Source organism: Anaerosporobacter sp. (genome assembly GCF_031551385.1).
Lineage (GTDB): Bacteria > Bacillota > Clostridia > Lachnospirales > Lachnospiraceae > Anaerosporobacter.
On the sequence record NZ_JAVBNS010000016.1, the window covers coordinates 1 to 14347 of the forward strand.

General features: G+C 36.1%; 13 protein-coding genes. 10 read left to right on the forward strand and 3 right to left on the reverse strand.

The window, feature by feature from the left end; all coding sequences use genetic code 11:
* The 3 genes from RMR19_RS02325 to RMR19_RS02335 all read left to right on the forward strand — a co-directional run.
* Nucleotides 1–1552 (forward strand): S8 family peptidase (locus tag RMR19_RS02325; RefSeq protein WP_310601881.1); only part of this gene is annotated, 1552 nt, incomplete at its 5' end.
* A 99-nt stretch (nt 1553–1651) separates the two neighbouring features.
* Complete coding sequence (locus RMR19_RS02330) at nt 1652–2221, forward strand: hypothetical protein (protein ID WP_310601882.1); 570 nt, start codon at nt 1652–1654, stop codon at nt 2219–2221.
* Between the two features lie 433 nt (nt 2222–2654).
* Complete coding sequence (locus tag RMR19_RS02335; RefSeq protein ID WP_310601883.1) at nt 2655–3512, forward strand: metallophosphoesterase family protein; 858 nt, start codon at nt 2655–2657, stop codon at nt 3510–3512.
* A gap of 30 nt (nt 3513–3542) precedes the next feature.
* On the opposite strand, the gene RMR19_RS02340 is transcribed toward RMR19_RS02335, so the two are convergent.
* Together RMR19_RS02340 and RMR19_RS02345 are read right to left on the reverse strand one after the other, a co-directional pair.
* Nucleotides 3543–4220, reverse strand: a complete 678-nt coding sequence (locus RMR19_RS02340) for an LrgB family protein (RefSeq protein ID WP_310601884.1) — start codon at nt 4218–4220, stop codon at nt 3543–3545.
* Nucleotides 4201–4581 carry a CidA/LrgA family protein gene (locus RMR19_RS02345; RefSeq protein WP_310601885.1) on the reverse strand — a complete coding sequence of 127 codons (381 nt, stop codon included), beginning with the start codon at nt 4579–4581 and terminating at the stop codon, nt 4201–4203. Before RMR19_RS02345 ends, RMR19_RS02340 begins: the two co-directional genes overlap by 20 nt.
* A gap of 327 nt (nt 4582–4908) precedes the next feature.
* Here RMR19_RS02345 and aguA point away from each other — a divergent pair, with 327 nt between their 5' ends.
* From aguA to RMR19_RS02360, 3 genes are read left to right on the forward strand one after another with little or no spacing between them, the layout of a single operon-like run.
* The gene (gene aguA, locus RMR19_RS02350) at nt 4909–6006 is read left to right on the forward strand and encodes an agmatine deiminase (RefSeq protein WP_334308188.1); all 1098 of its coding nucleotides are present in this window, start codon (nt 4909–4911) and stop codon (nt 6004–6006) included.
* A gap of 10 nt (nt 6007–6016) precedes the next feature.
* On the forward strand, nt 6017–6883 hold the full coding sequence (gene aguB, locus RMR19_RS02355; protein ID WP_310601887.1) for an N-carbamoylputrescine amidase: 867 nt from the start codon (nt 6017–6019) through the stop codon (nt 6881–6883).
* Nucleotides 6884–6893: 10 nt separating this feature from the next.
* Nucleotides 6894–7379, forward strand: a complete 486-nt coding sequence (locus RMR19_RS02360; protein ID WP_310601888.1) for a dihydrofolate reductase — start codon at nt 6894–6896, stop codon at nt 7377–7379.
* Nucleotides 7380–7533: 154 nt separating this feature from the next.
* On the opposite strand, the gene RMR19_RS02365 is transcribed toward RMR19_RS02360, so the two are convergent.
* Nucleotides 7534–9003, reverse strand: a complete 1470-nt coding sequence (locus RMR19_RS02365) for a S41 family peptidase (protein ID WP_310601889.1) — start codon at nt 9001–9003, stop codon at nt 7534–7536.
* 568 nt (nt 9004–9571) lie between these two features.
* On the opposite strand from RMR19_RS02365, the gene speD reads away from it, so the two are divergent.
* The 4 genes from speD to RMR19_RS02385 all read left to right on the forward strand — a co-directional run bounded on the left by speD (nt 9572) and on the right by RMR19_RS02385 (nt 13997).
* The gene (speD, locus tag RMR19_RS02370; protein ID WP_334308189.1) at nt 9572–10375 is read left to right on the forward strand and encodes an adenosylmethionine decarboxylase; all 804 of its coding nucleotides are present in this window, start codon (nt 9572–9574) and stop codon (nt 10373–10375) included.
* A 9-nt stretch (nt 10376–10384) separates the two neighbouring features.
* Nucleotides 10385–11845 (forward strand): aminotransferase class I/II-fold pyridoxal phosphate-dependent enzyme, encoded by a 1461-nt coding sequence (locus RMR19_RS02375; protein WP_310601891.1) that lies wholly within the window; start codon nt 10385–10387, stop codon nt 11843–11845.
* A 20-nt stretch (nt 11846–11865) separates the two neighbouring features.
* Complete coding sequence (gene speE, locus RMR19_RS02380) at nt 11866–12714, forward strand: polyamine aminopropyltransferase (protein WP_310601892.1); 849 nt, start codon at nt 11866–11868, stop codon at nt 12712–12714.
* Nucleotides 12715–12797: 83 nt separating this feature from the next.
* The gene (locus RMR19_RS02385; RefSeq protein WP_310601893.1) at nt 12798–13997 is read left to right on the forward strand and encodes a saccharopine dehydrogenase family protein; all 1200 of its coding nucleotides are present in this window, start codon (nt 12798–12800) and stop codon (nt 13995–13997) included.
* Nucleotides 13998–14347: the final 350 nt, after the last annotated feature.

A 14347-nucleotide genomic window follows, 5' to 3' on the forward strand; every position in this document is an offset into this window, starting at 1 on the left:
TCAAAGAAAAGATTTTATCTGTGATACGAATGACGATATGTTTGTACTATTCGAAGATTTATCGGGACACGGAACGAGCGTTGCTGGTATCATTGCTGCCAAAGATAATAACGAAGGTATTACTGGTATAAATCCAAATGTGCAATTGTACTCTGCAAGAGTACTTGATGTGAATCTATCTTCTCCAATTAGTCGTGTAGTCGATGCCATATACTGGGCAATTGATGAAGGAGTGAACATCATTAATATCAGTTTTGGAACAACTACGAATTCAGAAATATTACATAAAGCTATCAAAGATGCTAAAGATGCTAATATTCTAGTTATTGCAGCCGCAGGAAATAATGGTATCGTTGAATATCCCGCAGCATACGATGAAGTAATGGCAGTAGGTTCAGTAAATAGTCTTGGAGAAGTTAGTGATGCAAGTGCACAAGGAGATACACTAGAAATTGTAGCCCCAGGTGAACAGGTTATGTCTTCTGGTGCTTTCGATGGTGTTGCAATTCATGATGGTACAAGTATGGCTGCCCATCACGTTACAGGTGTTGCATCTGTTCTTTGGCAAAAAGATTTAAGTTGTACGAATGACTTTATTAGACAGTTAATAAACTATTCCGCAAACTTATATGGCGACAAAAACGAATATGGAAATGGTCTTGTAGATTTAAACTTTGCTCTTGAGCAATATGACGCATTTAAAGAATTATATACAGAAATAGAGACTACCGAAACTATTATTCCAACTGACGAATTAGAAGACAATGAAACTATTATTCCTATCTTTGAGGATGTGGATTATGTTACAGGGACATGGACTCAAAAAACTCACGAAACAATAGTTGATAATACTACAAGTAGCTACGTTTTAACTAGTACTCAGTTAAAATTACTTAAACTAGGTGCTATATGGCAAGATCAAGATGGAAGCAAAGAACTTAAACCTCTTAATAGTGAACTAGCAGGTATAACAGAGTATCCACAATTTCACGGATACTACACCAAAAACTACTTAGCTTCTTATATTTATTTAACTATGGTTGCAAACAACTCTGGTGGTACTACTACATATTCCTATAAGTCTTCTGATATGGATATATTCTCCACTTTTAAAGTTAAAAACATTAGTTATACTAGTATTTCATCACTAATAAGTGATGCTAAAAGCAGGAAACTATTTATTTGGGGTATGGCATTACATCAAGCAAGTGATATTTTTGCTCATAGTGCATATAAATTCGATACTAAGAGTAAAAAATATATTCGCATTAAACATACCGATTACTTCAAATCACCTACCGTTGATGCCGATGATATCAATATTGCTCCTTCTAGATATGAAGCAGCCAAACAAGTTGTAAAAAATTCAATGGCACACTTTTTTACCAATACGTCTGGCACAGTAGAAGACTTTTCACTTAGCGCAACTTATTATAATGCTACTTTTTATCTTAACAATATGAATTTATATGCAAGTAAAATTAAGGCTAGCAATTCCGCTCTTAATAGAGTGGACTTAATTTATAATACTACCTCCTATACAATTGATTAATATTGAAGCATAAAACTAATTTTGGTAGATATGTTAGTAGCACAACTTATTACATAAATATCTAGTCTCAAAACAACCAATTTAACAGAAAGGTTACTTATGAAGAAAAAACTTTTACTTATACTATTTTGTGTTGCATCTTTAACAGCTTGCAAAAACAAAGATGCTACCAACAGCAACACTAAACCAATATCAAATCTAGAATCTCCTATGTCCATTGATACAACAACTGAAAAAGGCTCTATTACGAATCCTTATGATGGATTAAATGAATACTTTCAAATCACTTGCCAAATTCCTGATTATGGAAAGGAATCCGAGATCGTTTTAGAATTTTCAAATATGTATTTGAGTAAAACCAAAATAGGCTGGTTAATGCGCGGAAACATAACCTTTATTTCTGGATGTAAAAACACACCTATTCATATAAACGATTATGTTACTGGTCGGTATTACAATAGTACTGGTATCATTGGCTTTGGTCGTAATGATTTTTTTGACAGTGATTCTGATGATGGTGATGAATTTGTCTTCACAAAAAATAATTATAAAAATGCCTCTATACACAATCAAATTAAATTTGAAGATCTAGATGAACAAAATCCGCAAGTTGGTTGTATCAAATATTTTGATGGAACAGAATATAGAGAAGTATTCTTTTGTAAATAAGTTGCTGAAACTTTATAAAACTGATGGTGTAGACTAATCATAGTCAGAGCCATCGGTTTTTTTGTTCCTAAATTTAGGATGCTCTTTTATTCAAAGATACAAGTTATACATTCCTTTGAAACACACTACACACTAAGAAGTACGATAGGTATTTCGTTATCGTTTCTTAATTATAGGAAAACTTTAAAATGCTTGGATTTTACTAATATGAATACTATGTATGAATAGTAATAGCCTTATAAAGTGACGCACAAATAGAAAACATAATTCTTGAAATTGCGTATAGAGAAGAAAACGATTATAATGTAAATTGTCGAGAGAATTTTCAAGGTATCAATTTAGAAATCTGTTTGGTGGAATGAAATAGGTAATATGTTATAGGCTTTATTTGGAATAGTAATGGCAGGACATGATAGAAAGGGGGTATTTCGTTATGAGGATTGCAGTTTTAAGTGATATACACAGTAATCATTTGGCGTTAGAGGCTTGTTTGCGTTATATTGATGAGCAGGGTATCAAGAAGATAATTTTGCTTGGGGATTATGTTAGTGATTGTCCGAATCCGCAGGTTACTTTGGAATTATTAAGTAGGATTAGGCAGTCGTATGAGGTTTGGTGTATAAGAGGTAATCGAGAAGAGTATTTTATTAGACATGATGAGGGATATCCTGATAACTGGGTATACGAAGCGAATACAGGGAATTTATTATATACGTATGAGAATTTGAAGAGCGAGGATATTCGTTGGTTTGAAAGTTTGTCAAATACAGGAATTGTTGAGATGGAAGGGCGAGAACCAATTATACTTGCGCATGGTTCTTTAGAGAATTCAAGAGAACTTTTGTATGAAGGTGCAGAAAATACAAAGGGCGTACTAGAAGGTATACCTTATAAATATATGTTATGTGGACATACGCATAGACAATTTGCTTATGAGTATGAAGGGAAGTTGATTATAAATCCAGGTTCTGTAGGTGTGCCAATTGGTTGCAAGAAAAGTGCACATATGGCTGTGATGGAATGGGTTGAAGATAAGTGGAAATTTGAGTTTCAAACGATTCCGTATGATTTTCGGGAATTAGAACGAGAATTTGAAGCAAGTGAAATGAAAGAGAAAGCCTATCTGTGGATGCGTTGTATCTTGCGTTCGATAGAGGATGGAGTGAATTATGCACCACCTTGTGTAAAGAGAGCCTACGATATTGCTGCTAAGGATATGGAGGAAGTGGACTGGAATCATATACCGCCTCGCTATTGGAACGAGGCGGCAAAAGAGATGGGCATTATTTAAAAAGTATTGTGTTGTAGAGTTATGTAGTACTTATAGAAACAAGGCAATGATAACAGTAATGATGCCAGATACACCAATGGCGATACCGCTCATTGCGCCTTCAATTTCGCCAAGTTCGATAGCTTTTGAAGTGCCAACAGCATGACTGCAAGTGCCAATCGCGACACCAGTGGCAACCTTGTTCTTGATTCGTAGTAACTTAATTAAGATAGGGCATACCATAGAGCCTAGTATTCCAGTTACAACAACAACTGCAACCGTGATAGAAGGGATGCCAGATAAACTAGAGCTTACTTCCATTGCGATTGGAGTAGTAACAGATTTAGGAATCATGGAAGCAGTAAGGGTAGAGTCGATGCCAAATGCTTTGCATAATAGAAATGTACTACTCATGGAAGTTATACTACCGGCAAGACAGCCAATTGCAATCGGAACAAAATTCTTTTTAAGCAAAGCGATTTGTCGATAAATAGAATAGGCAAGGACTGTTGTTGCAGGAGCAAGGAAAGCAGAAATAATATTGCCACCAACATTGTAGGATTCAAGAGGAATATGAAACACAGTAAGGATCGCAATAATAATGATAGTTGTTAGTAATAGTGGATTTAATAGGGCAAGGTTTATCTTTGTGTTTAAAAATTTGCATAGTATATAGACGCCAAAGCTAAGTGTTAAACCAAAAAACGGGCTATTTAGAAATGTGTTCATCCTTGTTTTCTCCTTTACTCATAAGTTTCATTACAGCACTAATGGTGTAAACAGTCACCAAAAATGTAAGAATGGTAGTAACAATACAAATTAATGCAATGATAAGAATCTTACCTTTTAGGAAAGAGTATTGTTCTATAATTGCAACACCGACAGGGATGAATAGGAATGCCATGGTTTCTAATAGAAATTCGGCGGTTTCTTTAATGGATTCTGGTTTAATAATTTTTGTTATTAATAGAAAAAGAAGCAGTAACATGCTTATTAAGCTAGAAGGAAATGTGAAGGGAAGTATGGCGGAAATGCCAATTCCAGCTAGACATAGTCCAAAGATAATACAAAGTTGCTTTAGTAATTTCATTATAAGCCTCCCGATGTTAGGGCGATGGTGTTGCTGTCCTAAAGTGATGTTTTCTTGAATATTAGCACAGTTGAAAATGAACGTCAATTGTGAAGATGCCTAATATTATCGGGTTTTGAAAAAGGTATTTATAAATTTTAATATCTGGATACATTTTAAAGGTGATATATATATGGTATTATAAAAATGAAAAATTTAAGTAACTGATATAAATAGATATAATACAAGAAAGGACGTAACTGTATAAATATTTTTTTACAAGGTATTATCGCAAGATGATATCTATAAGTGATAGTCACTTATATAGTTATGAAAGGGTTAAATGGAATGAGAATACTCAAATCAACACCTAGAGAAGATGGCTTTCGTATGCCAGCAGAATATGAGAAGCATCAAGGGTGCTATATGATTTGGCCAGAACGAGCAGACTCTTGGCAATTTGGTGGGATTGCAGCAAAGAAAGAATTTGTAGAAGTAGCAAGAGCAATTCAGCGTTCTGAACAGGTTACTATGCTTGTTAGTGAAAAGGAATACGATACAGCTAGACGTATGTTACCAGAGGAAATTCGAGTAGTAGAGATGTCAACAGATGATGCATGGGCTAGAGATTGTGGGCCTACATTTGTTGTTGATGATAAAGGTGAAGTAAGAGGAATTGATTGGTACTTTAATGCTTGGGGAGGACTAGAAGATGGTCTGTATTTTCCATGGGATAAGGATAACAAAGTGGCAAGAAAAGTTTGTGACTTAGAGCAGAGAGATGTGTATAATGCAAGACATTTTGTATTAGAAGGTGGAGCAATTCATGTAGACGGAGAAGGAACTGCGATGGTTACGGAAGCTTGTTTGCTTAGTGAAGGTCGTAATCCAGATATGAGCAAGTCTGAGATTGAAGAAATGCTTAAAAGATATCTGAATGTGGACAAGGTTATCTGGTTGAAGAACGGAATTTATCTAGATGAGACAAATGAGCATATAGATAATGTTTGTGTATTTGTTAAACCGGGAGAAGTAGTTCTTGCATGGACGGATAATGAGGAAGACCCACAATATGCAATGTCAAAGAGTTGCTATGACATACTAAGTAACGAAGTGGATGCAAAAGGACGAAAGATGGTGATACATAAACTGCCGCTTCCAAGTCCGATTCATATGACAAAAGACGATTGTGAAGGAATCGCATGGTGTGAAGATGAACCGACAAGGGAAGAGGGAGAACGATTGGCGGCTTCCTATGTGAATTTCTATATTGCTAATAAAGGTATTGTTATGCCGGGATTTGATGATCCGATGGATGAGAAAGCAAAAGAGGTGCTTGTAAGATTATTTCCTGATAGAGAGGTAATTCAGTTGCCAACGAGAAATATTCTTATTGGTGGAGGCAATATTCATTGTATTACGCAACAAGTACCAGTAGAGAAGTAAAGGAGAAATTATGAGAAAAGTTAAAGTAGCAGCTACACAAATGGCGTGTTCTTGGAATAAAGAAGAAACATTACAAAAGGCAGAATCGCTTGTAAGACAAGCAGCAGAGCAAGGAGCAAATATTATATTACTACAAGAGTTGTTCGAGATGCCTTACTTTTGCCAGAAGGAAGTTTATGAATATTATCGTCTAGCAACATCGTTGGAAGAAAATCCTGCCGTAAATCATTTTAAAAACATTGCAAAGGAACTAGGGGTAGTGATACCTGTTAGTTTTTATGAGGCAGCAGGCAATACGACGTTCAATACGGTAGCAATGATTGATGCAGATGGAACAGTTCTTGGAACATATCGTAAGACACATATTCCATGTGGAGAATGTTATGAAGAGAAATTCTATTTCTCGCCTGGCGATACAGGATTTAAAGTGTGGGATACAAGATACGGTAAAGTTGGCGTGGGAATCTGCTGGGATCAATGGTTTCCAGAAAGCGCAAGATGTATGGCACTTATGGGTGCAGAGATTTTGTTATATCCAACCGCAATCGGTTCAGAACCAGTTATGACAGTAGATAGCATGGAGCACTGGAGACGTTGTATGCAAGGACATGCAGCAGCCAATATTATGCCTGTTATCGCATCGAATCGCATTGGAATAGAGACAGAAGGTGATAGTAGTATGAAGTTCTATGGATCTTCCTTTATTGCTGATGAGACAGGTGCAATCGTTGCAAGTGCAGACCGTGAGTCAGAAGGGGTACTTGTTGCAGAATTTGATTTAGATGAAATCTGGGATTTACGAATTGGCTGGGGAGTATTCCGTGACAGAAGACCTGAGATGTACACAGCGATGGGGAATTTGGATTCGAGAAGATAGAGGGGGACTTATGGAGAAAAGCGATATAAGTTTAATTGTAGCACGTTCCAAGAACAATGTGATTGGAAAAGAAGGGCAGATTCCGTGGAAAATTAAAGGGGAACAGAAGCAGTTCAAAGAATTGACTATTGGAAATGCTGTGATTATGGGAAGAAAATCTTATGATGAGATAGGACATCCTTTGCCGAACAGAAGGAATATCGTGGTTTCGAGTACTGCGAATTATACAGGAGAAAATTTGGTGACGGCTAAGACATTACAGCAAGCAATTGAAATGGCGGGAGATAGCAAGATATTCATATGCGGTGGTTATGGATTGTTTAAGGAAGCAATACCACTTGTGAGTAAAATGTATATCACAGAGATAGATCTTGAGGTTGAGAACGGCGATGTTTTTTTTCCTGATTTCAATGTAGATGATTTTGAAAAAGTTATAGGCGAGGTGGGCGGAGATGAAAATCCGTATACAAGAACCTTTTATATTCGCAAGAAATAACGAAGAGAACCGTATTAATAAGGGGCTGTCGCAGAAATAAACTTTAACAACAATATATAGTGATATTCTTAATAGATATCCTTGAATATTGTAGAAAAATTTTATTTTGCAACAGCCCTTTTATAATCTGATATTATAATCTAACAGTGCTTACCTATTCAATTGCCTTCAAAAGCTCCTCAACCGCTTTCTCCCTGCTACATGCAATATCAGGAGATACTACATTCTCTTGCACTGTTTTATCAGCACGGAAAAACTGCTTGGTTGAAACTTGAAAAAATAGTTTTGAATTCGGCAACAGAAAAGTGGCTGTTTCCCCATATCCTTCTGGTGTATTTCCAGGTGCTTCTCCAATAATGATACCAAGTTTATTATCCTTAATATATTCAGCAAACTGCATTGCTGAACTAAAAGAATTGTTAGAGGTTAATAGATAGAGTTCGCCATCAAAAGTAAGAGCATGGTATTTTTGGTTAACCATGTTGTCATCATTGTCGCAGAAATTGAAAAAACCAAAACGCCATTTTATAGTACCTACATTATAGGAGTCCACGTCTAGATAACGTATCAATTCAAATGCAACAGCAGAAGCACCACCACCATTAGCACGTAAATCAACTGCAACATTTCTTATCTTCTTTTCTTTTACCTCAGTGAACATATCGTTTAGGCACTTGCAGTATTCATCATTAAACCAACAACGGTTAAGCGTGAGAATTGCAAGACTTTTATCCTCGTCAATTGCATAAGATACAAAGTTATCCGGTTCTGTTTGTGTAGGATCTATCTCGTTATATAGATAGTATTCATCACGAATTAGGAAATCCGAAGCATAGCACGTAACGGATTCGGCTGAACCGTTTTCGCTTTCGTAGGTATAGGTAATCCCTTCTTTGGTGTCGATACCAAGTAAGTCAAGACCTTCTAGGGTAGTTAAATCACTTTTTAATTGCTGTATTCCCCAGCTTTCCATTTCATAACTGAATAAATCAGAAGTATCTTCAAACAATTGTGGAATTGTCTTGCCGTTTACTTTCGATAGAGAATAACCGCCGTTTGATAATTGATACATATATTTCATGTGATGTGTATTACTATAACAATCGTAGACAGTAGTATGCCCATCGTGAAGAACGGCTAAGATTCGATGCATTTCACGAAGAAGGCTATTAACAGTGATCTGTTGTGAGTTTTTAAGATTGGCAATCGATTTGTCATACGCCTGCTGAAGAGGGGCTGGAGTGGAATTCAAAAACAACGGATGGTCTTTCTTTAGATATTTCATCATGCAGTCAATATCTTCTTTGGCTTGATTAAAAGTTAATACTTGATTATAGTCATTGGAATTAGGATAATCCTTAAACAGTAAGCTGTTCCAGTATGGGTTGCAGTAGGAAGCAAATGCTGAAAAAACGACAGTAATAGTTGTAACGGTCGTAAGTAGAATCTTTGATAGTTTTTTTCCTTTTCCTTTTATGTAAAAGATAACAAGTGTTAAGGCAGAGAGTAATACAAAGATTCCAACAAGCCATTCTGGGAAAAATGCAAGAAAAAGATTAATCGGTATTAAACATACGCAGATAAGTAGTGTTAAAATGTTTAAAAATAAATACGTTTTTTTCATTTGGTGCCTCCTAATTCAGTAATGTAGTTTTACTCTTATATATAATATTGATAATTGGGCTTTATATTATCCTTATTTGGGTATAACAAAAGGATATAATAGCCAAAAATCCTGTCGGAAATTAGTGTATCACACTTTCCGATAATAGGCTATACATTATGAACGAATCTATTAAAACTTGTTGCATATCCATACGGCGCTTAGCCGCAGCGAGATGTAGCGTAGCGTAATCGAGCTGGCATGGCATTTAGGCTGAACTGTAACAAAAATTTAAACATAATTAACATGAAATCATCATTTCTATAATTGCTATTTAATCAAAAACATGGTAAGCTATTGAGAGCTACTAATAACGTGATAATAATACAAAAATCTGCAATGTTAGCGTTGACTAATTTTGCGTGAAATAAAATATAATAGATATATTTATTGTGCATATACTAGTATTTTATATCGTATGTTTTGTATACAGAATAAGGGCATGTTGGTTAGAGCATAATTGCAGAGATAGGAAGTAGTTGCGCACTATGATACTGCAAAATCGTATAGAAAGGTTGTGATGTTAGGGTTGGAAAAAAAGCTGACACTGTATGGCTTTAACAACCTCACAAAAACACTTAGCTTCAACATCTATGATGTTTGCTATGCAAAAAGTGAGCGAGAGCAAAAAGATTATATCAGATATATTGACGAGCAATATAACTCGGACAGATTAACGAAGATATTATGTGATGTAACCGATATGATTGGTGCACATATCCTTAATATCTCAAAACAGGATTATGAACCACAAGGAGCAAGCGTGAATATTCTTATAGCAGAAGATTCCCTTGCAACGGAACGTATTGATGAATCCTGTAATTTAGGCAAATATGTAACGGAAAAACGTGACATGGTACATGCTCATCTCGATAAGAGTCATGTAACGGTACATACATTTCCTGAATATCATCCGGATAATGCAATTTCCACTTTTCGTGTAGATATTGATGTATCTACGTGTGGTGAAGTATCACCACTAAACGCTTTAGATTACCTGATTTCAAGCTTTGACTCGGATATCATAACGATTGATTATCGAGTACGTGGTTTTACGCGAGATGTTGAAGGTAAGAAGTTTTTTATTGACCATGATATCACATCGATACAAAATTACATTGATGAAAAGACACTAGAACGTTATGACGCAATCGATGTAAATGTGTACCAGTCCAATATTTTTCATACGAAAATGTTAATCAAGGAGATTGAATTACAGAATTACCTATTCAATCAAGATGCTTATGAGCTTCCACCGAAACAAAGACTTGCCATAACGGATAGTCTTCGTAAGGAAATGATTGAGATTTTTAGTGGTATGAATATCTATTAGGAGGAAATCATGGCAAAACTATCACAGGAACGAATGCCTTTATATGAGGCTCTAAAACAACATGATTCCAAACGAATTGCCCGTTTTGATGTACCAGGACATAAGGGAGGACGAGGAAACAAGGAGTTGAAACATTTCCTTGGAGAGACTTGTCTTAGACTTGATGTCAATTCCATGAAACCGCTTGATAATCTGTGCCATCCTGTATCTGTAATACGGGAGGCACAGGAATTGGCGGCGGATGCGTTTGGTGCGGATGAGGCATTTTTTATCGTGAATGGAACAACAGCTGCGGTACAAGCGATGGTAATGTCTACTTGTAAAGCAGGCGACAAGGTTATTATGCCTAGAAATGTACATCGTAGTGCGATTAATGCACTCGTTGTATGTGGAGCATTGCCAATCTATATTAATCCGGGCATTAATAAAGAACTTGGAATACCTCTTGGTATGTCGGTAAAAGATGTAGAAGAGGCAATTAAGAATAATCCAGATGCGAAAGCGATACTGGTTAATAATCCAACGTATTATGGAATCTGTTCAGATTTGCAACGGATTGTTACCTTGGCTCATGAACACGGTATGCTTGTACTAGTGGATGAAGCGCATGGGGCACATTTTTACTTTGGTGAGGACATGCCAATAACGGCTATGGCGGCAGGGGCTGACATGGCGTCCGTTAGTATGCATAAAACAGGAGGATCTCTTACACAGAGTTCTATTTTGTTATGTAATAAGAGTGTAAATGCAGACTATGTAAGACAAGTTATTAACCTTACACAGACAACAAGTGGTTCGTATTTGCTGATGGCTTCTCTTGATATTGCGAGAAAGAATCTTAGGCTAAATGGCAAAGAAATGTTCCGTAAGACGGTAGAATTTGCAGATTATGCGAGAGAAGAGATTAATAAATTAGGCGGATACTATGCATTTTCGGAAGAATTAATAGATAATGACGCAGTTTGCGCTTTTGATAAAACAAAATTATCCATTCATACAAGAGCAGTTGGACTAGCGGGAATTGAAGTGTATGACTTACTTCGTGATGAATATGATATTCAAATCGAGTTTGGTGATATCGGAAATATCCTAGCGATAATTTCGGTTGGTGATCGAAATCTTGAAATTGAACGTCTGATTTCTGCATTGTCTGAGATTAAACGTTTGTATGAGAAGGATAAAACAGGTCTGTTTGGCCATGAATATATAAATCCAGATGTTGTTATGGCACCGCAGAAAGCATTCTATGGAGAGAAGAAATCCGTTCCTATTACTGAGAGTGCGGGTATGATTTGTGGAGAATTTGTAATGTGTTACCCACCGGGGATTCCAATTTTAGCTCCTGGGGAAAGAATTACAGATGATATTGTTAATTATATCATGTACGCAAAGGAAAAAGGCTGCTTTATGACAGGTACGGAAGATATGAAAATCGAAAATATTAACGTAGTAATAGATTGTGAGATTTAGAATCGGAAGGAATGACGTCTGTGGAATTATGGTTTACGGAAGAACATACAAAGAATGTCCGCTTTTCTATTAAAGTAGATAAGCAACTTGTTAGTAGACAAGGTGATTTTCAAAGAATTGATGTATTTGAGACGAAGGAATTCGGGAAAATACTAACATTAGATGGTTTTCTTATGGTTACAGAGAAAGATGAATTTATCTACCATGAGATGATTACCCACGTGCCAATGGCGGTAAATCCAGCTATTAAGAAAGTTTTAGTAATTGGGGCTGGTGATGGCGGAACGATACGAGAATTAACGAGATACGAAACAATCGAACATATCGATATGGTTGAGATTGATAGTGAAGTTGTTAACGTATGTAAAGAATATTTGCCACAAACGGCATGTAAATTAGATGATAAAAGAGTTCATATCCATTACGAGGATGGCTTGAAGTTTGTAAGAACGCCAGTGGATGAATATGATTTAATTATTGTAGATTCAACAGACCCATTTGGTCCAGGAGAAGGATTGTTTACGAAAGAATTCTATGGTAACTGTTATAAAGCACTAACAGAGAATGGAATTTTGATTAATCAGCATGAAAGTCCATACTATGAAAATGATTTGAAGGCAATGCAACGTGCACACAGGAATATCAAAGGGGTATTCCCGGTGAGTACTGTGTATCAAATGCATATACCAACATATCCATCAGGTCATTGGTTGTTTGGTTTTGCGTCAAAAGGATTATCTCCAGTTAAGGATTTGGACGCAGATGCGTGGAATAAACTTGGACTTAAAACGAAGTATTATAATACAAACTTGCACCTTGGAGCATTTGCATTACCGAACTATGTAATGGAGTTGTTAGAGGAAGAATAGTTAGTTGAGAAAAGGAGGAAGAAATTACTCAGATGATTATGGAAGAGGGATAATCATATATAGGAGTAGTTTCGAATGAAGATATGGGAAAAGCGTTAATAATTGGAGCTGGCGGAGTTGCTAGCGTTGTTGTTCATAAATGTTGTCAAAACTCAGAGGTATTCGAAGAAATTTGCATCGCAAGTAGAACGAAATCAAAATGTGATGCATTAAAAGAAAAATTAGATGGTGGAAAAACAAAAATTACAACTGCTCAAGTTGATGCAGATAGCGTTGAAGAATTAGTTGCGTTAATTAATGAAGTGAAACCAGACCTTGTAATCAACGTAGCACTTCCATATCAAGACCTTACGATTATGGATGCCTGCTTAGAAACAAAAGTAGACTATATGGATACGGCAAACTATGAGCCACTTGATACTGCAAAATTTGAGTACAAATGGCAATGGGATTATAGGGAACGTTTTGAAAAAGCTGGTATTACAGCTCTACTTGGATGTGGATTTGACCCAGGTGTAACAGGTGTATTCTCTGCATATGCAATGAAACATTATTTTGATGAGATTCATGAAATTGATATTCTTGATTGTAATGGTGGAGACCATGGGTATCCATTTGCTACAAACTTCAATCCTGAAATTAACATTCGTGAAGTATCAGCAAAGGGCAGCTACTGGGAAAATGGAGAATGGATAGAAACAGAACCAATGGAAATCAAGAGAGTGTATAATTTTGACCAAGTTGGAGAGAAAGATATGTACCTTCTTCATCATGAAGAGTTAGAATCTTTAGGAATTAATATAAAAGGAATTAAGAGAATCCGTTTCTTTATGACATTTGGACAAAGTTATTTAACACATCTAAAATGTCTTGAAAATGTTGGAATGACTTCTATTGAGCCAATTGAATTTGAAGGAAAGAAGATTGTACCATTACAATTCTTAAAAGCAGTCTTACCTGACCCAGCTTCATTAGGTCCAAGAACAGTTGGAAAGACAAATATCGGTTGTATCTTCAAAGGTGTAAAAGATGGACAAGAGAAGACATACTATGTATATAATGTATGTGACCACCAAGAATGCTACAAAGAAGTTGGTTCACAAGCGATTTCCTATACAACAGGTGTTCCAGCAATGATTGGTGCGGCTATGGTTATGACTGGTAAATGGAAAAAACCAGGTGTGTATAATGTAGAAGAATTTGATCCAGACCCATTCATGGAAGCATTGAATGAATATGGTCTTCCATGGATTGAGGACTTTAATCCTACACTTGTAGAGTAAGGCACGCAAAACTCTGTTAGGCTTTCCAAGGCTTCTAAGCTGTCATACTATGGCACAAACACACTGCGCATCTAAGGACTTCTAAGTGTGTACGGGGAAGGTTGTAGAGAGTTTTGCTGGTTACTTCAAGTAGTGTCACAGCAAGTAGAGGGTTTTGCTGGTTGTTTAGGTAGAACACAGTGAATAGAGTGATTTAACAAGGGCTGTTGCAAAATAAAATTTTTCTATAATATACAGAGATATCAATTGAAATATATCACTGTATATTGTGGTTAAGACGTATTATGCGACAGCCTTTGGTTTTATGTGCTGTTTGGAATAGTTATATTAAAAATAGTCATTGGGCTATA

Bases quoted from the DNA above. Each gene is read 5' to 3' on its own strand.
- RMR19_RS02330 (WP_310601882.1), top strand. From the start codon at position 1,652: ATGAAGAAAAAACTTTTACTTATACTATTTTGTGTTGCATCTTTAACA.
- RMR19_RS02335 (WP_310601883.1), top strand. From the start codon at position 2,655: ATGAGGATTGCAGTTTTAAGTGATATACACAGTAATCATTTGGCGTTA.
- RMR19_RS02340 (WP_310601884.1), bottom strand. From the start codon at position 4,220: ATGAACACATTTCTAAATAGCCCGTTTTTTGGTTTAACACTTAGCTTT.
- RMR19_RS02345 (WP_310601885.1), bottom strand. From the start codon at position 4,581: ATGAAATTACTAAAGCAACTTTGTATTATCTTTGGACTATGTCTAGCT.
- aguA (WP_334308188.1), top strand. From the start codon at position 4,909: ATGAGAATACTCAAATCAACACCTAGAGAAGATGGCTTTCGTATGCCA.
- aguB (WP_310601887.1), top strand. From the start codon at position 6,017: ATGAGAAAAGTTAAAGTAGCAGCTACACAAATGGCGTGTTCTTGGAAT.
- RMR19_RS02360 (WP_310601888.1), top strand. From the start codon at position 6,894: ATGGAGAAAAGCGATATAAGTTTAATTGTAGCACGTTCCAAGAACAAT.
- RMR19_RS02365 (WP_310601889.1), bottom strand. From the start codon at position 9,003: ATGAAAAAAACGTATTTATTTTTAAACATTTTAACACTACTTATCTGC.
- RMR19_RS02375 (WP_310601891.1), top strand. From the start codon at position 10,385: ATGGCAAAACTATCACAGGAACGAATGCCTTTATATGAGGCTCTAAAA.
- RMR19_RS02385 (WP_310601893.1), top strand. From the start codon at position 12,798: ATGGGAAAAGCGTTAATAATTGGAGCTGGCGGAGTTGCTAGCGTTGTT.